18 protein-coding genes, 2 rRNA genes and 1 pseudogene are annotated in these 23,427 nt (G+C 74.4%); 2 read left to right on the top strand and 19 right to left on the bottom strand.

The features are described from left to right. Window positions 1–56 precede the first annotated feature (56 nt). The 15 genes from GA0070216_RS32790 to GA0070216_RS32720 form a co-directional block, all read right to left on the bottom strand. Entirely contained in the window at window positions 57–1,073 is a 1,017-nt protein-coding gene (locus tag GA0070216_RS32790) for a site-specific tyrosine recombinase XerD (RefSeq protein ID WP_091254545.1), read from the bottom strand. 68 nt (window positions 1,074–1,141) lie between these two features. After that, a complete protein-coding gene (gene ald / locus GA0070216_RS32785) occupies window positions 1,142–2,257 on the bottom strand; it encodes an alanine dehydrogenase (RefSeq protein WP_091254588.1) in 1,116 nt (371 codons plus the stop codon). A gap of 425 nt (window positions 2,258–2,682) precedes the next feature. Further along, the gene (locus tag GA0070216_RS32780) at window positions 2,683–3,288 is read right to left on the bottom strand and encodes an NUDIX domain-containing protein (protein WP_091254542.1); all 606 of its coding nucleotides are present in this window, start codon (window positions 3,286–3,288) and stop codon (window positions 2,683–2,685) included. Continuing rightward, on the bottom strand, window positions 3,285–5,081 hold the full coding sequence (locus GA0070216_RS32775; RefSeq protein ID WP_091254539.1) for a CTP synthase: 1,797 nt from the start codon (window positions 5,079–5,081) through the stop codon (window positions 3,285–3,287). Before GA0070216_RS32775 ends, GA0070216_RS32780 begins: the two co-directional genes overlap by 4 nt. Window positions 5,082–5,210: 129 nt before the next feature. After that, window positions 5,211–7,631 carry a hypothetical protein gene (locus tag GA0070216_RS32770; protein WP_245722885.1) on the bottom strand — a complete coding sequence of 807 codons (2,421 nt, stop codon included), beginning with the start codon at window positions 7,629–7,631 and terminating at the stop codon, window positions 5,211–5,213. After that, window positions 7,631–8,815, bottom strand: a complete 1,185-nt coding sequence (locus tag GA0070216_RS32765) for a glycosyltransferase family 4 protein (RefSeq protein WP_091254535.1) — start codon at window positions 8,813–8,815, stop codon at window positions 7,631–7,633. Before GA0070216_RS32765 ends, GA0070216_RS32770 begins: the two co-directional genes overlap by 1 nt. Beyond that, complete coding sequence (gene murJ / locus GA0070216_RS32760; RefSeq protein ID WP_091254532.1) at window positions 8,812–10,482, bottom strand: murein biosynthesis integral membrane protein MurJ; 1,671 nt, start codon at window positions 10,480–10,482, stop codon at window positions 8,812–8,814. Before murJ ends, GA0070216_RS32765 begins: the two co-directional genes overlap by 4 nt. A 1-nt stretch (window position 10,483) precedes the next feature. Continuing rightward, window positions 10,484–11,350, bottom strand: a complete 867-nt coding sequence (locus GA0070216_RS32755) for a hypothetical protein (RefSeq protein ID WP_091254528.1) — start codon at window positions 11,348–11,350, stop codon at window positions 10,484–10,486. 58 nt (window positions 11,351–11,408) lie between these two features. After that, complete coding sequence (locus GA0070216_RS32750) at window positions 11,409–12,344, bottom strand: copper transporter (protein WP_091254524.1); 936 nt, start codon at window positions 12,342–12,344, stop codon at window positions 11,409–11,411. Between the two features lie 27 nt (window positions 12,345–12,371). Next, the gene (gene steA, locus GA0070216_RS32745; RefSeq protein ID WP_091254585.1) at window positions 12,372–13,550 is read right to left on the bottom strand and encodes a putative cytokinetic ring protein SteA; all 1,179 of its coding nucleotides are present in this window, start codon (window positions 13,548–13,550) and stop codon (window positions 12,372–12,374) included. A gap of 119 nt (window positions 13,551–13,669) precedes the next feature. Further along, entirely contained in the window at window positions 13,670–15,427 is a 1,758-nt protein-coding gene (recN, locus tag GA0070216_RS32740; RefSeq protein ID WP_091254521.1) for a DNA repair protein RecN, read from the bottom strand. 161 nt (window positions 15,428–15,588) lie between these two features. After that, window positions 15,589–16,473 carry an NAD kinase gene (locus GA0070216_RS32735; RefSeq protein ID WP_091254581.1) on the bottom strand — a complete coding sequence of 295 codons (885 nt, stop codon included), beginning with the start codon at window positions 16,471–16,473 and terminating at the stop codon, window positions 15,589–15,591. A gap of 109 nt (window positions 16,474–16,582) precedes the next feature. Continuing rightward, window positions 16,583–17,428, bottom strand: coding sequence for a TlyA family RNA methyltransferase (locus tag GA0070216_RS32730; RefSeq protein WP_091254517.1), 846 nt, complete (start codon window positions 17,426–17,428; stop codon window positions 16,583–16,585). A gap of 22 nt (window positions 17,429–17,450) precedes the next feature. After that, the gene (locus tag GA0070216_RS32725; protein ID WP_091254577.1) at window positions 17,451–17,747 is read right to left on the bottom strand and encodes a hypothetical protein; all 297 of its coding nucleotides are present in this window, start codon (window positions 17,745–17,747) and stop codon (window positions 17,451–17,453) included. Between the two features lie 22 nt (window positions 17,748–17,769). Further along, entirely contained in the window at window positions 17,770–18,360 is a 591-nt protein-coding gene (locus GA0070216_RS32720; RefSeq protein ID WP_091254514.1) for a phasin family protein, read from the bottom strand. Window positions 18,361–18,471: 111 nt separating this feature from the next. Here GA0070216_RS32720 and GA0070216_RS32715 point away from each other — a divergent pair, with 111 nt between their 5' ends. After that, window positions 18,472–18,807: an SCP2 sterol-binding domain-containing protein gene (locus GA0070216_RS32715; protein WP_091254510.1), complete on the top strand. Its 336-nt coding sequence runs from the start codon at window positions 18,472–18,474 to the stop codon at window positions 18,805–18,807. 137 nt (window positions 18,808–18,944) lie between these two features. On the opposite strand, the gene GA0070216_RS32710 is transcribed toward GA0070216_RS32715, so the two are convergent. Together GA0070216_RS32710 and GA0070216_RS32705 are read right to left on the bottom strand one after the other, a co-directional pair. Next, a complete protein-coding gene (locus tag GA0070216_RS32710) occupies window positions 18,945–19,964 on the bottom strand; it encodes an HAD-IIA family hydrolase (RefSeq protein WP_091254507.1) in 1,020 nt (339 codons plus the stop codon). Between the two features lie 341 nt (window positions 19,965–20,305). Then, window positions 20,306–21,121 (bottom strand): annotated as a pseudogene (locus tag GA0070216_RS32705) (hypothetical protein); the annotation flags it as partial. Between GA0070216_RS32705 and GA0070216_RS34905 the strand changes: the two are divergent. Next, window positions 21,080–23,041: a hypothetical protein gene (locus tag GA0070216_RS34905; RefSeq protein WP_176739262.1), complete on the top strand. Its 1,962-nt coding sequence runs from the start codon at window positions 21,080–21,082 to the stop codon at window positions 23,039–23,041. The pseudogene GA0070216_RS32705 and the gene GA0070216_RS34905 overlap by 42 nt on opposite strands. Before the next feature lie 91 nt (window positions 23,042–23,132). Here the strand turns inward: GA0070216_RS34905 and rrf are convergent. Then, window positions 23,133–23,249: ribosomal RNA gene (gene rrf / locus GA0070216_RS32700) — 5S ribosomal RNA — on the bottom strand. Between the two features lie 96 nt (window positions 23,250–23,345). Beyond that, window positions 23,346–23,427: ribosomal RNA gene (locus tag GA0070216_RS32695) — 23S ribosomal RNA — on the bottom strand; the annotation flags it as partial.

Below are 23,427 nucleotides of genomic sequence, written 5' to 3'. Positions count from 1 at the left end.
GCCACCGACGACCAGCGCGTTCGGCACCGGTCCGGCGTGTCGGGCGTACCGGCCGGTCAGCGGCCCGACGGCGGGTTCGCGTCCCGGGCCCGGGGGTGCGTGGTGGCGTACACCTCGCGCAGCCGTTCCACGGTGACCAACGTGTACACCTGGGTGGTGGTGACCGAGGCGTGGCCGAGCAGTTCCTGCACCACCCGCACGTCCGCGCCGCCGTCGAGCAGGTGGGTGGCGTACGAGTGGCGCAGGGTGTGCGGGGAGACCGCGTGCGGCCCGTCCACCGGCAGCCCCGCCCGCCGCGCGGCCCGCCGCAGCACGGTCCACGCGCCCTGCCGGGTCAACGGCCCGCCCCGGGCGTTGACGAACACCGTCGGGGTGCCCCGGCCGGCGGCGACCAGGCCCGGCCGGGCCCGCACCAGGAAGGCCCGCAGCGCCTCGACGGCGTACCCACCGATCGGCACCAGGCGGGTCCGGCCGCCCTTGCCGCGCAGCAGGGCGGTGCCCTCGGCGACGTCCAGGTCGTCGATGGCGGCGCCGACCGCCTCGGAGATCCGCGCGCCGGTGCCGTAGAGGAACTCCAGCAGCGCCCGGTCGCGCAGGGCCAGCGCCGCCCCGTCGCCGGTGGCGGTGACCGGGCCGGCGGTCTCCAGCAGCCGGGTCACGTCGTCGACCGGCAACGCCCGGGGCAACCGGCGGGCCGCGACCGGCGGGCGGACGTCCCGGCTGGGGTCCGCACCGGACAGCCCCTCCCGGACGGCGAACCGGTGCAGCCCGCGCACGGCGGAGGCGGCCCGCGCGGCCGAGGTCACCGCCAGCGGCGGGTGGTCGTCGTCGCCGGCGCGCAGCCGGGCCAGGTGCGCCTCGACCTGCCCGGTGCCGACCGACGCCAGGTCGGTCACCCCGGCGGCGGCCAGGGTGCCCAGATACCGCTCCAGATCCCGACGGTACGAGGTGAGGGTGTTCGCCGACAGCCCCCGCTCGACGGTGAGGTGGTCGAGATAGCCGCGCACCACACGGCGCAGGGCCGGCGCGGGTTCGCCACCCGCGCCGACCCCGTCGCCTGCGCTGCCGGGCACCCCGCCGGATGCCGGCCCGGGTCCGGCGGGGTGCACCTGCTCCGGTGCCGCGCCCGGCGGCTGACCGGTCAGGCCAGCACCTCGGCCAGCGGGAGGGTGGCCATGCCGTGCGCCTCGGCGACCGGGCCGTAGACCACCCGACCGTCGTGGGTGTTCAGTCCCAGCGCCAGGGCGGGATCGCGGCGCAGCGCGTCACGCCAGCCCTGGTTGGCCAGCTCCAGGGCGTACGGCAGGGTGACGTTGGTCAGCGCGTAGGTGCTGGTGTGCGGCACCGCGCCGGGCATGTTCGCCACGCAGTAGAAGATCGAGTTGTGCACCTGGTAGGTCGGCTCGGCGTGCGTGGTGGGGCGGGAGTCCTCGAAGCAGCCACCCTGGTCGATGGAGATGTCCACCAGCACACTGCCCGGCTTCATCCGGGACACCAGCTCGTTGGAGATCAACGTCGGGGCCTTCGCGCCCGGGACGAGGACCGCGCCGATGACCAGGTCCGCGTCGAGCACCGCCCGCTCGATCTCGTACGCGTTGGACGCGACCGTCTGCAGGTGGCCCCGGTAGATGGCGTCGGCCTGCCGCAACCGGGCCACGTTCATGTCCAGCAGGAGCACCTCGGCCTGCAGGCCCAGCGCGATGGCGGCGGCGTTCATCCCGGACACGCCCGCGCCGATGACCACGGTCTTCGCCGCGTACACCCCGGAGACGCCACCCATCAGGATGCCCCGGCCACCCCCCTGCCGCTGCAGGTGGTACGCGCCGACCTGCGGGGCGAGCCGGCCGGCCACCTCGGACATCGGGGCGAGCAGCGGCAGCGACCGGTCGGGCAGCTCCACGGTCTCGTACGCGATGCCGGTGACGTTCCGGTCGACCAGCGCGTCGGTGCACTCCTTGGAGGCGGCCAGGTGCAGGTAGGTGAAGAGCACCTGCCCGGCGCGCATCCGGTGGTGCTCCTCGGCGACCGGTTCCTTGACCTTGAGCACCAGCTCGGCGGTGTCCCACACCTCGTCGGCGGTGTCGAGGATGGTGGCCCCGGCGGCGACGAACTCGTCGTCGGTGAGGCTGGACCCGATGCCGGCGCCGGCCTCGACGAAGACCTGGTGACCGTGGCGGACGAACTCGTTGACGCCCGCCGGCGTGATCGCCACGCGGTACTCGTGGTTCTTGACCTCGCGTGGGATTCCGACCTTCACGATGCAGACACCCTTCTCCGGGGTGCCGCACCCCGGACTGCGCGGTGCCCCGCCGGCTCCGTTGCCGACGCGGTCCACCGGTCCCGCCGGCGGCAGTCTAGGCGGGCCGTCCTGCTCCGACGGGCGGCACAGTGACAACCGGTGTCCGTCGCGCCTGACGATGTGTCAGGCATACCGCGCCGGCCTGCCGTTCGGCGTATCCCCCATGGTCGCACCGGACGGCGCCACCCGCCGGACGGGAACGCCCGCGGGCGCATCGTGTCCCGACGGCGTGACGCACCGCGCCAGCGGGGGTGCGGGCACCGGCCGGCACCGCGCCGTGCGGGGGTGCACGCCCGCCGGCCGGCACCGTGCCTGCTGGCCGGCTGGGGGGACGGCGCAGGGGCCGCGCGGCGTACCGCGGCGGCCCCTGTCGGCGTACCGGATCAGCGGTGCAGGGGGGTGTCGGCCCGGCGCAGCGCCGACCAGCCGGCGTCGCGGGCCCGGGCGGCGGCCAGCAGGCCGGCCACGCACGGACCGTTGGTGACCTCCCCGGCCAGCACCATGCCGACCGCCTCGTCCAGGTCGATCCGGACGATCTGCAGGTCGGCCTCCTCGTCGTGCCGCTCGTGCCGCTGCCCGACGGGCACCTCGGCCAACTCCCGGGCCAGGAACACCCGGACCACCTCGTCGGAGAACCCCGGCGAGGTGTGCACGTCGACCAGCAGGTCCCACCGGCCGGCGGTCAGGTCGGCCTCCTCGGCCAACTCCCGGGCGGCGGCCACCGGCAGGTCCTCGCCGTCGACGTCCATCAGCCCGGCGGGCAGCTCCCACAGGTGCCGCCCGACCGGCTGCCGGTACTGCCGCACCAGCACCACCTGACCGGCGTCGTCGAGGGCGACCACGGCGACCGCGCCGACGTGCCGGGCGTAGTCGCGGGTGGCGGTGCCCCCGCCGGGCATGCTCACCTCGTCGGTGACCACGGTGAAGATCCGCCCGGCGTACCGCTCGACCCGGGAGCGCAGCTCGTAACGGTGCTCGGCGGCGCTCACGACGCGGACGACGCCGTCGCCGACGCGCCGTTGCGGGCCGCGTTCTTCGGCGTCGGCGCCCCCTTCTTCGACGCCTCGCTCGTGGGCGTCTCGTTCTTGGCCGCCCCGGCCCCCGGGTCGAGGTCCACCGGCAGTTGGTCGGCCTGCGAGTACGCCACGGCCGCCTTGACGAATCCGGCGAACAGCGGGTGCGGGCGGGTCGGGCGGCTCTTCAGCTCCGGGTGCGCCTGGGTGGCCACGAAGAACGGGTGCAGACCCCGGTCCAGCTCGACGAACTCGACCAGCCGGCCGTCCGGGGAGGTGCCGGAGATGTGCAGGCCGGCCCGGGTGAGCTGGTCCCGGTAGGCGTTGTTGACCTCGTAGCGGTGCCGGTGCCGCTCGCTGATCTCGGTGCTGCCGTACGCCTCGGCCACGATCGACCCCTCGGCCAGCGTCGCCGGGTACGCCCCGAGCCGCATCGTGCCGCCGAGGTCACCCCGACCGGCGACGATGTCCTCCTGGTCGGCCATGGTGGCGATGACCGGATGCGTGGCCTCCTCGTCGAACTCGAGGGAGTTCGCCGCGTCGAGGCCGGCCAGGTGGCGGGCCACCTCGATGGTCATGCACTGCAGGCCGAGACAGAGCCCGAGCAGCGGCACCCCGTTCTCCCTGGCGTACCGGGCGGTGCCGATCTTGCCTTCGATGCCGCGTACGCCGAACCCGCCGGGAATGACGATCCCGTCCACGCCGGACAGCGCCGACGCCGCGCCGGCCGGGGTGACGCAGTCGTCGCTGGGCACCCAGCGCAGCTGCACCCGGGCCCGGTGGCCGAAACCGGCGGCCCGGATCGCCTCACTGACCGACAGGTAGGCGTCGGGCAGGTCGACGTACTTGCCGACCACCGCCACGGTGACCGTGTGGTGCGGCTGGTGCACCCGCTCCAGCAGGTCGTCCCACCTGGCCCAGTCGACGTCGCGGAAGGACAGGCCGAGCCGGCGCACCACGTACGCGTCGAGCCCCTCGCGGTGCAGCACCTTGGGGATGTCGTAGATGCTCGGGGCGTCCGGGGCGGCGACGACCGCCTCCCGGTCCACGTCGCAGTAGAGGGACAGCTTCTCCTTCAGCTTCTCCGGGATCTCCCGGTCGCAGCGCAGCACGATGGCGTCGGGCTGGATGCCGATGTTGCGCAGCTGCGCCACCGAGTGCTGGGTCGGCTTGGTCTTCAGCTCTCCCGACGGGGCCAGGTAGGGCACCAGCGAGACGTGCAGATAGAAGCAGTTGTCCCGGCCCAGGTCGTGCCGGACCTGACGGATCGCCTCCAGGAACGGCAACGACTCGATGTCGCCGACGGTGCCACCGACCTCGGTGATCACCACGTCCGGGATCTGGCCGTCGCCGTCCGGCTCGGCCATGCCGAGAATCCGGGCCTTGATCTCGTTGGTGATGTGCGGGATGACCTGGACGGTGTCGCCCAGGTATTCGCCGCGCCGCTCCTTGGCGATCACGTCCGAGTAGATCTGGCCGGTGGTGACGTTGGCCTTGCCGGAGAGGTCCCGGTCGAGGAAACGCTCGTAGTGCCCGACGTCGAGATCGGTCTCCGCGCCGTCCTCGGTGATGAAGACCTCACCGTGCTGGAACGGGTTCATTGTCCCCGGGTCGACGTTGAGGTAGGGGTCGAGCTTCTGCATCACCACCCGCAGCCCGCGCGCGGTGAGCAGATTGCCGAGGCTGGAGGCGGTGAGGCCCTTGCCGAGCGAGGAGGCGACGCCCCCGGTGACGAAGATGTGCCGGGTCGTCCGTGCTGAAGGGGCCAAGGCCTGCTCCCGTGTCGTCCGTAGCGGTCGTGCGAACCGCCGTGCCGATCAGCAAAGTGATCACGCGATCCACGGGATTCCACGGTAACACCTCCTCCGGGGCCACCTGGCGTCGCACCCGACCTCGGGCTATCGCGCCCCGGCGTCGGACCGGCCGGCCACCGCCCCGGACCGGGCCGACTCCACCGCCCCGGGGGTACGCGCCGCGGGCACCTTCGCCGCGTCCCGCCCCGCCGGCCGGGCCCCGGCGTCGTCCGTACCGTCGGCACCGCCCTCGTCCGGGCCGCCCGCCCGGGGGCCGTCGGACGGCTCCCCCGCCCCCGTGGTCGGGGCGTCCCCGTCCACCGCGCGGGCTTCCCCACCGTCGTCGGGCCGTCCCCCGTCGGGGGCGTCGTCGGGCGGGGCACCGCCGGGCGGACCATCCAGGCCACCCGGGCGGGGATTGCCCGTACCGGGCAGGGTGCGGTCGGTGGAGTGGTCGAGCACCCGCAGCGAGGCCAGCGCCGCCATCGGCACCACCAGCGCCGCGGCCGCCCCGGCCACGTCCAGCGCGGCACCACCCAACAGCCCGGCGATGACCGCCGCCAGGGCCGTGCCGGCCAGCGCCGCCCGGATCGCCGGGTAGATGCCGAACAACCGCATCAGCCCACCCCACGGCTGGAGCAACGCGAACCAGACCAGCAACAGGCCGACCACCGCCAGCACCGTCAGCGGGCTGTTCACCAGCGTCTGGAAGTTCGCCGTGCTGGACCGGTGCACGGTCAGCCCGCCGGTGCCCTCGCCCAGGGCGGTCAGGAACCGACCCAACGCCCCCCGCTCCTCCACCGGCCGGCGCAGGTCCACCACCGCGAAGCCGATGGTCAGCGCCAACCCGGCCATGGTCGCCCAGACCAGCCGGCTGATGGTCAGCCAGCCGCCGGTGCTGATCGCGGCGGCCACCGCCACCCCGGCGGTCAACGCGATCGCGCCGATCGAGTCCGCACCCAGGTAGGGGCTGCCGATCACCACCACGGCCAGCCCGCCCACCGCGACGACCACCATCGGCCGCCACTGCCGGCGGACCCGCTGGGCGAGCCAACCGGCGCTGAGCAGCGAACCGGCGAGAAACACCCCCAGCCCCACCGTGCCGAGGCCGGAGAACCGGCCACCCTCCAGCGCGGAGTAGCCGACCACCCCGTTGAGCTGCAACCGGGCACCACTGAGCACGTCCGCGCCGACCACCAGGGTGGCCAGGCCGGCGACCGCCCCGAGCGGGCCGAGGGTGCGGTCGTGGCCGGGGGCGAACCGGACCAGGGCGGTGCCGCCGACGATCAGCGCGACCGTCACCAGGGCGAAGTACGCACCGGCGTGCTCGCCCCGCCACCACGGCACCGCGTCGGCGAGCAGCGCGGCGGGCACCGCCAGGGCGACGGCGACCAGCAGCAACTCCACGGTCGCCACGATCCGGCGGGACACCGGCGGCGGACTGTGCGGTCCGGCCAGCCGGCGGGCCCGGCGCAGCAGCGGCAGCACCGCGATGGCCAGCACGACCTGCGCGGCGGCGAGCAGCGCGAAGAACCAGCCGGCCACGGACCGCTGGGCGGCGGCCTCCCGGTCGGCGTCGGCCGGCGCGCTGATCGCGGTGGCCAGGTCGTCGGGGCGACCGTCGACCTTCACCGCGGGCCGACCGAGGAAGAGCCGCTCCGGCATCGGCCGGCCCAGCGCGATCAATGCGGTCGGCGCCAGGTCGACCAGTTGCAGGTAGCCCTCCCGACCGGTGCTGGCGGAGGTGAGCCAGCCGTGTTCCCAGCCCGGACCGTCGGCGACGACGACGTGCAGCCGGGCCGGCGACTCGGTGTCGGACACCCCGGCGACCAGCACCAGCGACCGTTGCGGCCGGGCGGCGAGCACCTTCGCCAGCGCCTCGTCGGCGCGCCGGGCGTCCGCCCGCCGGTCCGCCGGGTCGGTGCCGCTGACCGCGCCCAGGTCGACGATGCTCAGCACGCAGGAGCCGAGCAGCCCCGCCGGGTCGGCCGGCAGCGCCGGGGCGTACCGGTCGACGCGGCCGAAGGGACGGGCGGCGGCGACGGCGGCACCCGGGCCGACCGCCACCGAGCAGCGCACCGACTCCGACAGCGAACCGGGCACCGTGCCCCAGGGCTGCCGGTCGGCGTTGTAGGCGACCACACCCTCCTGGTCGGGCAGGTTGGCGCCGATCCCGTCGGGCTGCTCGACGGTCACCCCGGCAGGTGGGCAGCCGCCCGGCTGGCGGCTGCCGTTCCAGCCGGCGTAGCTGCCCGCGCCGAGGGTGAGCCACCCGTCCACCGGGCAGGTGGGGCGGTGCGCGGAGCGGGTGGACAGCGAGCCGATGGAACCCTGCTGGGCCATCCGCCACAGGGTCGGGGTGGTCTGCGGGTCGACGTCGGACCAGCGCAGCCCGGCCACCCCGGCGAGGACCACGTAGTCGGCGGTACGCCGGGGCGCACTGGTGTCGGGGCGGGCGGCCAACGCGGTGACGCCGAGCGCCACCACGATCAGGGTGAGCAGGACCGGGGTGAATCGGCGCAGCATCAGGCGCGTCCCGTCGAGGGGGTGTCGGTGCCGGGGACGGCCGCCCCGGTGCGGCCTGCCGGGCCGGCGGGGTCGGCGTCCAGCTCGGTGTAGAGGGCCCGCAGCGCGGCGACGGTGTCGGCCTCGGTGGGCCAGCCGGCGGCCCGGGTGACGCCCCGGGCAGCCAGGTCGGCCCGCAGGTCGGGGTCGTCCAGCAGCGACCCGACGGCCGCGTCGACCGCGTCGACGTCGCCGGCCGGGACCAGCAGCGCGCCGTCGCCGACCAGCTCGGGCAGCCCGCCGACGGCGGTCGCCACCAGCGGCACGCCGGCCCGCAGCGCCTCCTGGGCGAACAACTGCCGGGCCTCCCAGTCGCTGGTCACCACCGCCAGGTCGGCGCCGGCGAGCAGGTCCGCCACGTCGGTGCGGTGCCCGAGCAGGGTCACCGGGGCCCGGGTCGCGGAGATCCGGGCGGCCAGCGGCAGGTACGCCGGGCCACTGCCGGCGATCACCACCACGGGCGGCGGGGTGCGGGTACGCCACCGGGCGGCGGCGTCGACCAGCACGTCGTAGCGCTTCTGCGAATGCAGCCGGCCGACGGAGAGCACCAGCGGTTGCCCGGCGGCGACGCCGAACTCGGCGCGGACGGCGGCCCGGCGGCGACGCGGGGCGGGCAGGGCCGGGGCGGCGACGGGGGCGAGCCGGGCGTCGGCGGCACCTAACGCGGCGGCCCGGTCCACCAGGTCCGCGGAGGCCCCCAGGGCGACCCGGGCGGACCGCGCGACCACCCGTTCGGCGAGCCGGGACAGCCGCCCGCGCAGCCCACCGGCGAGTACCGCGTTGTGCCAGGTGACCACGAGCGGCGCGGCCGGCCGGGCGAGCGCCGCGACCAGCCCGGCGCGCAGCCCGTGGGCGTGCACCACCCGGACGTCCGCGCCGGCCAGCGCCCGACGCAGCGCGGTGACCGCCCGGGCGTCGGCGGGGGTCGGGTTGGCCGAGATCTCCACCGGGGTGAACCGGGCTCCGGTGGCGGCGAAGTCGAACTGTTCGCCGGTGGCGGCCGGGCCGCAGACCAGCACCGGCTGGCCGGCCTCGACGAGCCCCCGGGCCACCGACCGGACGTGTTGACCCACCCCGCCGGTGCTGGAGGCGAGCAGCAGCACCACCGTGCCCCCGGGATCGGGGGCGGACGTCGCGTCGGTCATGGGGAGAGGGTCTCCTTCCCGTCACCGGCGTCGCGGGCAACGCCGTCCTGCGGGTCACCCGTCGGTCGCCGGCCACCCAGCCGACGACGTACGCCGGTGAGCAGCGGCCCGACGTCCCGCCGGTCCACCAACCAGGCCACGGCGAGGAACAGCACGCCGACCACGGCCCCGGACAGCATGCCCTGCACGAGTGCTCCCGTTGTCGTCGGGGTGCCGCCGTCGGCGAGCAGGCGGGCGGTGAGGACACCGGCCGGGGCGGCGAGCAGCGCGGCCAGCAGACCGGCGGTGGCGGCCCGGCCGGCGCCGGCGAGGGCGGCCCGACCGGCGGAGCGGAGCACCGCGCCGACCAGCAGCACCCCGAGGACCAGCATGCCGACGGAGTTGGCCAGGGTGACGGCCGGCACCCGGTCGGCGCGCGGCAGCAGCGCCGCCAGCGGTACGGCGACCAGCGGCACCACCAGCCAGCCGGTGGTGATGGCGGCGGTCGCCACCCGGGTGGCACCCCGGGCGTAGAGGGCCCTGGACAGCACCGCGAAGAGCCCGTAGCCGACCAGCCCGGGGGCGAAACCGGCGATCGCGGCGGCGGTCGGCTCCGCGCCGAGCGGGAAGAACCGGCCGACCGGTTCGGCGGTGCCGATCAGGGCCGCCGCGCCGAGGAAGCTGCACAGCAGCACCCCCCGGGTGGTCGCGGCGACCGTCGTGCGGTAGCCGTCCTCGTCGCCGGTCGCGGCGGCGGCCGACAGCCCCGGGTACGCGGCGACCGCCAGCGGCACCGCGAGCACCGCCCAGGGCAGCAGGTACATGGTCTGGGCGAGGTTGTAGACCTGCGGGGCTTCGGTCGGGCCACCGGAGATCCGGTTGAGGATGACCACCAGGGCGAGTTGTTGGGCGGTGACGGTGACCGCCCCGGCGACGGCGAGCCCGCCGACCCGGGCCCGGGCGTCGGCGGGGAAGGCGTAGCCGGGTCGCCAGGCCAGCCCGAGCCGGCGCAGCGGGATCAGCAGCGACAGCGACAGCACCACCACGCCGAGGGTGGTGCCGCCGGAGAGGATCAGCTCCCCGGCCCGGCTCACCTGGGCGATGCTCGCGTCCCGCCCCTGGGTGACCCCGAAGACGAGGTAGGCCAGCACGACGGTGAGGCTGGACAGCAGCGGTGCGACGACCGGCCAGGCGAACCGGCGGTGCGCCTGGAGCACCCCGGTCAGCACGATCCCGATGCCGTAGAGCGGCAGTTGCGGGGCGAACACCCGCAGCATCCGTGCCCCGGCGGCCAGTTCGGCCGGTGACCGCCCGTCGGAGATGACCGCCACGACCGGGTCGGCGAACAGCGCCACCAGCGCTGCGAGCGGCACCAGCAGGGTCACCGTCCAGGTCAGCAGCGCGCCGGTGGTGGCGGCCACCGCCCGCCGGTCACCGGCCGCGACCGGCCCGGCCAGCAGCGGTACGACGAGACTGGCCAGCGCCCCGCCGGCGACGATCTCGAAGATGATGTTCGGGACGGTGTTGGCGAGCACGTACATGCCACCGAGGTCGCTGGTCTCGACGACCCAGGTGAACACGGCGGTCCGGCCGAACCCGGCGAGCCGGGCGACCACGGTGAGCACGGCGATGAGGGCGGCGGCGCCGGCCACCCGACCGGCGCCGGCGAGGGGTGCCGGTCTGGTCACGTCAGTCGGATCGCCGGCCCAGCGCGTCGAGTTCCCGCAGCACCGGGGTGCGCTGGATGACCGCCGTGAAGCTGACCTTCTCACTGGCCGCGGTGAGGCCGGCGAGGACCGCGAGCAGACCGGCCCGGCCGAGCGGCCCGGTCCGGGCGGCCAGTGCCACCCCGAGCAGCGCGCCGAGCGCGTTGGCCCCGCTGTCGCCGATCATGACCCGCTCGCCCAGGTCCTCGTCGAGCAGCCCACCGGCGGCGCCGACCGCACCGGCGGCGATGCCCGCGTGCGGGCCACCGGCCAGCGGGACGCCGAGCAGCACGCCCGACTTCAGCGCCCGGCCGGGGCGCAGGTCGAGCAGGTTGAGCAGGTTGGCGGTGCCGGCGATCACTCCCGCGCCGAGCAGCACGTCGACGGTGCGGCCGAGGGTGCCGTGCCGCTGCCGGCGGGGGTGCCCGGCGACCGTGGGATCGGCGGCGAGCAGCGCGGCGGCGGCCAGCCCGGCCGCGCCCACCCCGGCGACCTTGACCAGGCCGGCGGTGACCCGGCCGGCGCGCAGCGCGGCGAGGTGACCGGCGAAGCCCTTGGCGGCCTTCTGCTCCGGCCGGGCGCCCACCACGTCGTCGTAGAGGCCGACCGCGCCGGAGCCGAGGCCGGCGACGAGCACCGCCGCCCCGGCCGGGACGCTGGCCGCGCCGAGCGCCCCCGCGCCGGACGCCCCGACGGCGAGCGCCGGTCCGGCGGCGAGGCTGACGGTACGGCCCCGGAAGTTGGTCCGCTCCAACGCCGGCCCTGCCGGGGAGGTACGGATCTCCCGCAGCGCGTACCGGGCGGCGGCGGCTCCGGCGGCGGCGGCGAGCAGCCGCCCGAGCCCGCTCACGCGGCGCCGCCCATCGGGGCGGGCGGGTGGTAACCGGTCACCGGGGTACGTGGTTCGCTCACTGGGGCAGTCTAGGCACCAACGTGGCGTTGTCGCCGACGCCGTACTGACCGGTCCGCTTCTCGGAGAGTTGTTGGACCAGGGCCAGGCTGGTGACCAGCTGCCCCTGCACGGTGTTGGCGTTGTCGACGGTGGAGATGGTCTGGGCGAGCACCGGGTCGCCGCGGACGACGGCCACCAGGTTGCCCCCGGCGGAGCCGTTGCCGCCGACGACGATCGCGCCGGTGCGGTCGAACTGCTCGGCGACCTTCACCACCGACTCGTCCTTCTTGGCGGAGTCCTTGTCGACGTAGGGCTGCCCGCTGACCACCACCACGGCCTCGGCCGGCCCGGTGACCTTCTCCTCGCTGGTGAGGTACCCGGCGTTGGCGTACGCGGCCAGCACCGCCCGCCGGTCGGCCTCGGTGACCACCGGGGTGCCCTGCGGGCGGTCGAGCAGGACGCTGGCCAGCAGGGCGCTGGAGGTCTCCACGCCGTTGCCGTTGCCGGGCAGCGCCGAGGCGGGCGCGGTGGGCCGGGCGGCGGTGACGGCCAGCTCCATCAGGTTGGTGTTGTTGTCCGGGTTGATGAACTTGTCCTGCACGTCGACCCGGCCGGTCACGGTGGCCCCGGCGGTCTGGAGCATCTTCAGCACGCCCTCGGTGTGCTCCCGGCCGGTGGGCAGGCTGAGCACCATCACGCGCTTGCCGGTGAGCTTGCCGGGGAGGTAGAGCTGCGCCATCTCGGCGGCGAAGTCCTCCTCGAGGTCCAGCTCCTTCTGGAGGCTGTTGACCGACTGGCGCATCTGCTGGTTGTCCTTGCGCAGCGAGTTGACGGTCTCCTTGAGGGAGTCGGCCACCGGGCCGTTGAGGGCGGCCGTGCCGACCACCAGGCCGATCGCCAACGCCAGGAAGACCGCGGTCAGGGACACCACGTGGTACCGGAAGTTGATCACGCTTGCAGCCTCTTGATCGGTCGGGAGCTAGAAGAGCTGGCCGAGCTGGAACACGAGATTGTCCCACCATTCGGAGACCACGCCCAAATACGCCTTGCCGACGGTGGAGACCGCCACGGCGGAGGCCATCGCGGCGATCGCCGAGAGGACCAGGAGCAGCAGGGACGAGCCGGAGATGCTCTGCCGGTAGAGCCGGCTCACGCCCTTGGCGTCGACCAGCTTGCCGCCGACCTTGAGCCGGGTGAGGAAGGTGGAGGCCATCCCGCCCCGCCCCTTGTCCAGGAACTCGACAAGCGTGGCGTGGGTGCCCACCGCGACCAGCAGCGAGGCGCCCTTCTCGTCGGCCAGCAGCATGGCCAGGTCCTCGCTGGTGGCGGCGGCCGGGAAGGTGATCGCCGGCACCCCGAGCCCGTTGACCCGGGCCAGGCCGGGCGCCCGGCCGTCCGGGTAGGCATGCACGATCACCTCGGCACCGCAGCGCAGCACGTCGTCGGTGACCGAGTCCATGTCCCCGATGATCATGTCGGGGGTGTAACCCGCCTCGACCAGTGCGTCCGCGCCGCCGTCCACGCCGATCAGCACCGGCTTGAACTCCCGGATGTAGGGGCGCAACACGTCCAGGTCGGCCTTGTAGTCGTACCCCCGCACCACGATCAGGCAGTGCCGACCCTGCACTGCGGTCTGGATCTCGGGTACGCCCACCCCGTCGAGCAGCAGGTCCCGTTCCTGGCGCAGGTAGTCCATGGTGTTGGCGGCGAACGCCTCCAGCTGCACCGACAGACCCTCCCGGGCGTCGGACATCGCCTTGGCGACCGTCTCGGCGTCCTGGAGGTCACCGTGCGCGACCGGATCGTCGCCGACGAAGACGGTGTTGCCCTCGATCCGGACGGTGTCGCCCTCCCGGAGCCGCTCGAAGACCCCCTCACCGAGGTCGTCCAGGAGCAGGATGCCCGCGCCGATCAGCACCTCGGGGCCGAGGTTCGGATACCGGCCGGAGACCGACGGCTTGGCGTTGAGGACCGCCGCGACCCCGACCGCGACCAGCGAATCGGCCGCCACCCGGTCCAGGTCGACATGGTCGATCACCGCGATGTCACCGGGGCGGAGCCGGCCGACCAGCCGTTTGGTACGGCGGTCCAGACGTGCGGTGCCGAGAACTGAGTCCGGTTCCGCGTTCCGGGTCCGGCGCAACGTGGGTAGACGCATCGTGACCATCCTGGCATGGGAGGCAGGCATTTCCGTTGCGACATGCCTGAGCAGGGCCGCCTACCCAGGGAAGCACACCGGAGCACAGGCCGGTGTGCCTCCGCTCACAATCGTTGCGGTCAGGGTCGTCTTTCCTTGGCCGCGACGGCCAGCAGCTCCTCGGCATGGGCGATACCCAGATCCGAATCCGGCAAACCCGCCAGCATCCGGGCCAACTCGCGGGCCCGCTCGGTGTCCTCCACCACCCGCACCCCACTGGTGGTCACCGCACCCCCGGTGTCCTTCGCCACCACCAGGTGCCGATCGGCGAACGCGGCCACCTGCGGCAGGTGGGTCACCACCAGCACCTGGTGACTGCGCGCCAACCGGGCCAGCCGACGACCGATCTCCACCGCTGCCTGCCCACCGACCCCGGCGTCGACCTCGTCGAACACCAGGGTGGGCGGCCCACCGGAACCGGCGAACACCACCTCGATGGCGAGCATCACCCGGGACAACTCACCGCCGGAGGCCCCCCGCTGCAACGGCAGCGACGGCGCACCCGGATGGGCCAGCAGCCGCAACTCCACCTCGTCGGCACCGTCCGGACCGACCCCGCACTCGACCCCGTTGACCGACAGCGTCGGCTCGGACCGCCCGGCCGGTCGGGGCAGCACCGCCACCTCGATCCGGGCGTGCGGCATCGCCAAGCCGGCCAACTCCACGGTGACCTGCGCGGCGAACCGGACCGCCGCCTCCTGCCGGGAAGCCGACAACCGCCCGGCCAACTCGGCCACCTCACCGGCGAGGCGCTGCGCCTCCCGGTCCAACTCGTCGAGCACCTCGTCGGAGGTATCCAGGTCGGACAGCCGGGTCCGGGCCCGCTCCGCCCAGGCGATCACCCCGTCGACGTCGTCGGCGTACTTGCGGGTCAACGCGCGCAACGCGGCCCGCCGCTCATAGATCGTCTGCAACCGGGCCGGATCGGCGTCCAGCGCCGCCAGATAGGTCGACAGCTCCGCCGAGACGTCCGCCACCAGGGTGGCCGCCTCCTCCAACCGACCGGCCAGATCACCCAGCGCCGGATCGGTGCCGGCCTGCGCCTCCAGGGTCCGCCGGGCCGTGCCGAGCAGCGTCGTGGCGTCCGGGGTGTCGTCGGCCGCCTCCACCCCACCGGCCACGCACAGGTGCGCCAACTGGGCCGCCGTCCGCAGCCCCTCGGCGTGCTCCAGCCGCTGCGCCTCGGTCTTCAGCTCATCGTCCTCGCCGGCCTGCGGATCGACCCGGGTGATCTCGTCCAGGCCCAGCCGCAGCAGGTCGGCCTCCTGGTGCCGGGCCCGGGCGTTGCTGCGCCGGTCGGCCAGGTCGTCGACCACCTGCCGCCACCGCCCATACGCCTCCCGCAGCGCGTCGACCAGCTTCTCGTGCCCGTGGCCGGCGAACCGGTCCAACGCGGCCCGCTGCTCGGCGGGCCGCAGCAGCCGCAGCTGGTCGGACTGACCGTGCACCGCCACCACCTGCTCGCCGACCTCACCGAGCATCGACACCGGCATGCTCCGGCCACCCAGGTAGGCCCGGGACCGACCCTCCACGGTGACCGTGCGGCTCATCAGCAGCGAGCCGTCGTCGTCGGGTCCGCCACCGGCGTCGACGATCCGGGCGTGCACCACGTCGGCGACCCGGCCGGCGAGGCGCAGCCGCCCCTCGACGGTGGCCCGGCCCGGCGCGGCCCGCACCCGACCCGCGTCGGCCCGACCGCCGAACAGCAGGCCGAGGCCGGTCACCACCATCGTCTTGCCGGCACCGGTCTCACCGGTGATGACGTTCATCCCGCCGGCAAGCGGCAGGGTGGTGTCCTCGATGACGCCCAGTCCGGTGATCCGCAGCTCTTCCAGCACAGCACCCGACAGTAGACGCGTGCTGCGACAGTTGACCAGCCGGCACGGCCGACCATCCGGGCCCGGGATGATCCACCCTGTCGCCGCCGGGGCAGCGACACTGGTGGACGGCCTCGGGCGACGACGGACACACCCGGTCCCGCCTGCGGATCGGGACGGGATCAGCGGCGGCTGCCCCGCCAGCCCTGCACCGGCAGGTCGAACTTGGCCACCAGCCGATCGGTGAACGGCCGGTCCCGCAACCGCACGACCCGCACCGGCAGCGCGCCCCGACGCACCGTCACCGTCGCCCCCGGCGGCAGATCGTAGACCCGACGACCGTCACAGCAGAGCACCGCCAGGGTGGTGAACGGGTCGACCGTGATGACGAACGTGGAGGTCGGCGCGGTCACCAGCGGACGGCTGAACAACGCGTGCGCGCTGATCGGCACCAGCAGCAGCGCCTCCACCTCGGGCCACACCACCGGCCCGCCCCCGGAGAACGCGTACGCGGTGGAGCCGGTGGGGGTGGCGCAGACCACACCGTCACAGCCGTAGCGGGACAGCGGCCGACCGTCCACGTCGACCAGCAGCTCCAGCATCTGGGCCCGCTCGCCCTTTTCCACGCTGATCTCGTTGAGCGCCCACGACTCGATGGTCGGGCCGCCGTCGAACTCGGCGGTGACGTCGAGGGTGAGCCGTTCGTCCACCGTGTAGTTGCGCCCGACCACGTCCCGCACGGCCGTGTCCAGGTCGTCGATCTCCGCCTCGGCGAGAAACCCGACCCTGCCCAGGTTGATGCCGAGCAGCGGCACCTTCGTCGGGCGGGCCAGCTCGGCGGCGCGCAGGAAGGTGCCGTCACCGCCGAGCGCGAAGACGATCTCGGCGCCCTCGGCCGCCCGCTGACCGGCCATCGGCACCACCCCGGGCAGATCCAGGTCCTCGGCCTCCTCGGCCACCACCCGCACCTCGAAGCCGGCCGCGATCAGGTCGGCGGCGACCGCCCGGGCATGCTCGGTGCTCCGGCGCCGCCCGGTGTGCGTCACCAGCAACGCGGTGCGGCTCACCGGTGCCACCACCCGTCGGGCAGCCGAGCGGCCCCACCATCGCTGAGGTCCACCGGACCCGCCTCCCGTCCACCCTCGTGGGACACCGCCCCGACGCCGCGCACCACCCTCACCCTGCCACCTTCCCCGAGGCCGGGTCCGGCCCGGGGCCGATCGGCCCGGCGGCCACCACGGCGTGCACCCGCTCGGCGTCGGCCGTCGGGGCGTCCCGGCGTAACCATACGAAGAACTCGACGTTGCCGCTCGGACCCGGTAGCGGACTGGCCGCCACGTCCGCCAGGCCCAGTCCGAGCCCGGCGGCGGTCGCCGCCACGGCCAGCACCGCCTCGGCCCGCAACGCCGGCTCCCGGACCACACCGCCGGTGCCGACCCGTTCCTTGCCGACCTCGAACTGCGGCTTGACCATCAGCGCCAGGTCGCCGTCGGTACGGGTGCAGCCGGCCAGCGCGGGCAGCACCAGGCGCAGTGAGATGAACGACAGGTCGGCCACGGTCAGGTCCACCGCCCCACCGATCGCCTCCGGGGTGAGGGTGCGCACGTTGGTGCGGTCCAGGACCCGCACCCGTTCGTCGGTACGCAGTGACCAGGCGAGCTGCCCGTAACCGACGTCCACGGCGACCACCTCGGCCGCGTCCGCCCGCAACAGCACGTCGGTGAACCCGCCGGTCGACGCCCCGGCGTCCAGACAGCGTCGGCCCGCCACCCGCAGCCCGGCGGGGCCGAAGGCGGCGAGCGCGCCGGCCAGCTTGTGGCCGCCCCGGGAGACGTACTCGTCGGCCGGGTCCGCGCCGGTGACCAGCAGCGGATCGGCCGGATCGACCATCGCGGCGGCCTTGCGCGCGGGCACCCCGCGCAGCTGGACCCGGCCGGCCTCGATCAGCGCGCCGGCCTGCTCGCGGGACCGGGCCAGGCCGCGACGGACGAGTTCGGCGTCGAGCCGGGTACGACGTGCCATGGGGTGGTTCTCTCCGGTCCGGTCAGGCCTGATCGATGGTGGCGAGGGTCTCCCGCAACGTCTGGTACGCCGCCTCGTACTGGGCGATCTGGTCGGCCGGGGGCAGGCCCTCGGCGTTGGCCATCGCCCGGACGGCGGCGTCGACGGCGGGATGACGGACGTCGTCGACATCATCGTCGAACCCGACGACCGCCGACGGACCGGGGCTGCCGGCGGGCACCGGACCCGGGCGACCGGCGGACGGCTGACCGGGCCGGCCGACGGGCGGCGGACCGGGGCGGCCGGCGGGCGGCGGACCGGGGCGGAACGGGCCGGTCACGACCGACTCCCGGCCGGGCGGCTCACTCGGCGTCACCGGTGTGCCGTCGGCCGGGGCCGGCCTTCTTGACCGGTCGGGACGGCACGGCGCCCTCGGCGTGGCCGTCCACGCCGGTCGAGGGTTCCACCGACGCCGCCTTCTTCACGGCTTTCTTCGCCACCGCCTTCTTGGCCACCGTCCTGGCCGGCGGGCTGGCGACCGCAGTCGGGGCGGCGGTGTCCGGTACGGCGGTGGCGGGCGGCGGGACAGCGGCGGTCGGCGGGACGGTGGTGTCCGGTGCGGCATCGCCGACCGGCAGCACGCCCGGTCCGCCCTTCGCCTCACGGAGTTGCCGTTCCAGCTCGTGCACCCGGCGGGTCAACTCGGCGACCTCGTCGGCGGTGGCCAACCCCACCGCGCCGAGCGCCCGGTCGACCTCGAACCGGACCAGTTTGGTCAGCGCCTCCCGGTTCGCCGCGCCGGTGGCGAGGAGTTCCTCGGCGAGCGCCTGAAGTTGCCCGGCGGTCGCGCCGCCCGTACCGACCAACCGCCGGGCGGCGTCCTGAGCCCTCTTCCGGGGCGCTTCCGTCAGGCCCAGGGCCAGCTCCAGGTAGGCGCGCCACGCGTCCTGCATGACTGAGTCCTTCCGCGGGGGCAGTGTGCGGCCCTCACGCTACCGGGCGCCCCGGGCCGCCCATTGCGGTACGGTGCCGGAAAACGGCGTGGCGGGTGTGAGGGAGACGATGTGGCCACCGTGGACGAGTGCCGACAGGCACTGCGGGATCTTGCCAGCCGCCTGGACCGGCACGCCGACGCGTCCAGCAAGATCGATCTGGACCGCACCCTGGCCTGCCGGATCACCGACCTGGAGACCGCGTTCCACGGCCGGATCACCGGTGGTCGACTGCTCGACCTCACCGACGGCGACGACCCCAAGGCGAAGATCGCCCTGGTCACCAGCAGCGACGACCTGGTCGCCCTGGTGCACGGTCGGCTCGACGTCACCAAGGCGGTCGCCGCCCGGCGGATCTCCATCAAGGCCAGCCCGTTCGACCTGCTGAAGCTACGCAAGCTGCTCTGAGCGGCGACACCGGCGACGACCGGTCCGCTGCGACGGGCCGACAGAAGGCCGGGGCGGCACCACCCGCTGTCGGGTCGGTGCCGCCCCGGGCCCCGCTGTCAGCTGGCCGAGCTGGCCAGGTTGCCGAGTGGTGCTGGTCAGGTGGCCAGTCCGAAGCCGGCCAGCGCCTGCTGCGCCTCCGGTGAGGCCGGTCGGACGTCCGCACCGGTGCCCGCCGACCAGGCGACCGCGCAGAGCGCCGCCAGCGCGTCGAGCGGCCGCCCGGCACCACGCAACTCCATCGCCCCGTCCACCACCGTCACCGACCATCCGCCGGTCTCCGGGGCACCGGGAACCCGGACCACCGCTGCCGGGTCGAAGAGCCCGGCCAGGTCCGCCGCCACATGGGTCGGCCGCCGCTGTTCGGCAGCCGCCAGCAGCTCGGGTACGTCGCTGACGCCGGTCAGCACCAGCAGGCTGTCCAGCCCGGCCCGGCGGGCACCCTCGATGTCGGTGTCGAGCCGGTCACCGACCACCAGCGTCCGACCGGTGCCGGCCCGCCGGGCGGCGGTGGCGAACAGCGCCGGCTCGGGTTTGCCGACCACCACGTCGGGTGCCCGGTCCAGGGCGTGCCGCAGGGCAGCCACCAGCGACCCGTTGCCGGGCAACGGGCCACGTCCGCTCGGCAGCGTCCGGTCGGTGTTGGTGGCCACCCAGCTCGCCCCGGCCCGGATCGCCACCGACGCCTCGGCCAGGTCCGCCCAGCCCACCTGCGGGCCGTACCCCTGGACGACGGCGACCGGTGCGGCGTCGGCACGGTCGACGGGGGTGAGCCCGACGGCGCGGATCTCGGCGCGCAGCGCCTCGGCACCGACGACGAGCACCGCGGACCCGGCGGGAAGCCGGTCCCGCAGCAGTTCGGCGGCGGCAGCGGCCGAGGTAAGCACCTCCGCCGGATCGGCCGGCACGTCCATGCCCGTGAGCAGGTCGGCGACCTCACTGGAACGTCGTGAGGCGTTGTTCGTGGCGAACGCCACCGAACGGCCCTCGGCCCGCAGCGCGCCGAGGGCCTCGACCGCGCCGGGGATCGGCCGGTCGATCAGGTAGATCACTCCGTCCAGGTCGAACACGACCAGGGCGTACCCGTCGATCAGCCGGTCCCCGGCGACCCCGGTCATCGCTGGTCCGCCTCCGCGTCGCGGCCGTCCACCGGCCGGACCTCGACCGGGGTCGTCGCGTCGTCCGCGCGACCGGCCGCACCCGCGGCGGGGTCGCGCCGGGTCTCCACGGCGCCTGCGGAGACGTCGTCGGCCTCGTGGTCGCCGTCCCCCGCCGCACCGGCGGAGAGGTCGACCGCACCGGCCTGGGCGGCCGGTTCGCCGTCGTGGACGCCACCGTCGTGGACATCGCCGTCGTGGACGTCCCGGTCGACGGCATCGTCGTGCCGGCTCCGCGTGACATCCTCGCCGCCACGGTCGTCGCCGCCTTCACGATCCTCGTCGCGGTCACGGTCGTCGTGGCCGTCGCGATCCTCGTCGCGGTCACGGTCGTCGTGGCCGTCGCGAACCTCGTCGTCGAAGTCGTCCCCGTCGAAGTCGTCCCCGTCACGGTCGTCCGCGTCGTCGAAGCCGTCCTCGTCGCGGTCGCCGGGGGTCTGCCGGGGTGCGGTGTCCGCACCGGTCGGCCGCGTGCCGCCGTCCCCCCCGGCGGTCGGTTCCTCGACCGGCTCGTCGTCCTCGTCGTCACCCTCGATCACGACACCGTCGAGTTCCAGCAGCCGCTCCGGGGCGTCGGTCTCACCGTCGGTGTCCACGTCGGCGGCACGCGAGAACCACTCCCGGGCCTCCTCGCGGCGACCCACCGCGAGCAGCGCGTCGGCGTAGGCGTAACGCAGCCGGGCGGTCCACGGCTCGGCGACGTCGGTGGTCAGCTCCGGAACCTGGAGCATCGCCACGGCCGCGTCCTTCTGCCCCAGGTCACCCCGGGCCCCGCCGGCAACGATCAGCAGTTCGATCGCGACGGCCTTGTCGAGCTTGTCGCTGTCGGCCCCCCGGAACAGGTCGATCGCCCGCTCCGGACGCCCCAGGGCGCGCTCACAGTCCGCGAGCACGGCCAGGTGGCTCTGCAACCCGGTCATCCGGTGGTACGTGCGCAGCTCGGCGATCGCCGACTGCCACTCCCCCGCATGGTAGGCGGCCAGGCCGACCGCCTCACGTACGGCGGAGATCCGGGACGCCAGCCGCCGGGCGGCCATCGCGTGCGCGAGCGCCTCCGCCGGGTCCTCGTCGATCAGTTGACCGGTGGCGACCAGGTGCCGCGCGACGGTCTCCGCCACCGGCTTGTTCAGCGAGAGGAGCTCCGCCCGAACGGCCGTGTCGAGGTCGGTCGCGACGATCTCGTCCGGAAGCGCCGGCGCGGCCGACCGGCCGTCGGCCTCGTCCCGGCGTTCCCGGTCGGGGCCGAACCCGCCCTCGTTGCGGCGGTCCTCGTCACCCCGGTGGTCGTCGTGGCGCGGTCGGTCGTAACCGCCACGCTCGCCGCCCCGGAAACCACCCTCACGGCGGTCGCCACCGCGCGGGTCGCCGCCCCGGAAACCTCCACGGTCGCCGCCCCGCGAATCGTCGCGACGGTCCCCACCACGGAAGCCACCCTCACGGGAGTCACCGTCACGGCGGAAACCACCCGGACGGGAGTCACCGTCACGGGGACCGGAACGGAAGCCACCCTCACGGCGGTCACCACCCTGGAAACCACCCTCGCGACGGTCACCGCCACGGGAGCCGCCCTCGCGGGAGTCACCGCCACGGAAGCCGCCCTCACGGCGGTCACCGCCGCCGAAACCACCGGGACGACGCTCACCCCCGGCAGCACCCTCACGGCGATCCCCTCCCCGGAAGCCACCCTCGCGGGAGTCACCACCGCGGAAGCCACCTTCACGCGGGCCGGACCGGAAACCACCACGGTCACCGCCCCGCGAATCGTCACGACGATCCCCACCACGGAAACCACCCTCACGGGAGTCACCATCGCGGCGGAAACCACCCGGACGGGAATCACCGTCACGGGGACCGGAACGGAAACCACCCTCACGACGGTCACCACCGCCGAAACCACCGGGACGACGCTCACCCCCGGCAGAACCCTCGCGACGATCCCCTCCCCGGAAGCCACCCTCACGGGAGTCACCACCCGGACGACGGTCGCCACCACGGAAACCGCCGTCGCGGGAGTCGCTGTCCCGGCGGAAGCCACCCTCGCGGGAGTCGCCGCCGCGGAAGCCGCCCTCACGCGGGCCGGACCGGAAACCGCCACGGTCGCCGCCCCGCGAATCGTCGCGACGGTCCCCACCACGGAAGCCACCCTCACGGGAGTCACCATCGCGGCGGAAACCACCCGGACGGGAATCACCGTCACGGGGACCGGAACGGAAACCACCCTCACGACGGTCACCACCCTGGAAACCGCCGGGACGACGCTCACCGCCCCGGAAGCCACCCTCGCGGGAGTCACCACCACGGAAGCCACCCTCACGGCGGTCGCCACCGCCGAAACCACCGGGACGACGCTCACCCCCGGCACTACCCTCGCGACGCTCCCCACCACGGAAACCGCCTTCACGGCGGTCGCCGCCACCGGAACCGCCTTCGCGACGGTCACCACCGCGGAAGCCGCCCTCGCGGGAGTCACCGTCACGGCGGAAACCACCGGGCCGGGAGTCGCCGCCCCGGAAGCCACCCTCACGCGGGCCGGACCGGAAACCACCACGGTCACCGCCCCGCGAATCGTCACGACGATCCCCACCACGGAAACCACCCTCACGGGAGTCACCATCACGGCGGAAACCACCCGGACGGGAATCACCATCACGCGGACCCGACCGGAAACCACCCTCACGACGGTCACCACCGCCACCGGTGCCCTCGCGACGGTCGCCGCCGCGGAAACCGCCGCTTCGCGGGGCGTCACCGTCGCGCCGGAAACCACCTTCACGACGGTCACCACCGCGGAAGCCGCCGTCACGCGAGTCCCCACCGGCACGGAAACCGCCGGGCCGAGAGTCACCGGAACGGGGGCCCGAGCGGAAGCCGTCCTCGCGCCGGTCGCCGCCCCGAGGTCCGCCGCGGGAGGCACCGCGATCGTCGCGGTCTCCCCGGTACGGGGGACGGTCATCCCGACGAGGGCCGGCGTCGCGCCCCTGGGGCCGGTCGGAGCGGTCTTCATATCGGCGCGGACGATCTCCGCCCTGCGGTCCTGAACTCACAGGTACATCCTTCCTGATTGCGCCACCAACGGCGCGACGCAGTCGAGGGCCGACCCGGATGGGGCGGCCCTCGACTGGAAAGGTTGTCCGGCGGTGTCCTACTCTCCCACACCCTCCCGAGTGCAGTACCATCGGCGCTGGAGGGCTTAGCTTCCGGGTTCGGAATGTGACCGGGCGTTTCCCCTCCGCCATGACCGCCGTAACACTATGAACATATCAAACAACACACACACCCACACAAGTGTATGGGGGGTTGTTCGGTTCGTTCAGAGTTGCACAGTGGACGCGTAGCAGCTTTGTAGTCAAGTCCTCGGCCTATTAGTACCGGTCAACTGAACCCGTTACCGGGCTTACATTTCCGGCCTATCAACCCAGTCGTC

The organism is Micromonospora matsumotoense (genome assembly GCF_900091525.1).
Classification (GTDB): Bacteria; Actinomycetota; Actinomycetes; order Mycobacteriales; family Micromonosporaceae; genus Micromonospora; species Micromonospora matsumotoensis.
The sequence above is the reverse complement of the archived record's forward strand: the minus strand, read 5'-3'. Positions and strand labels throughout refer to the sequence as shown.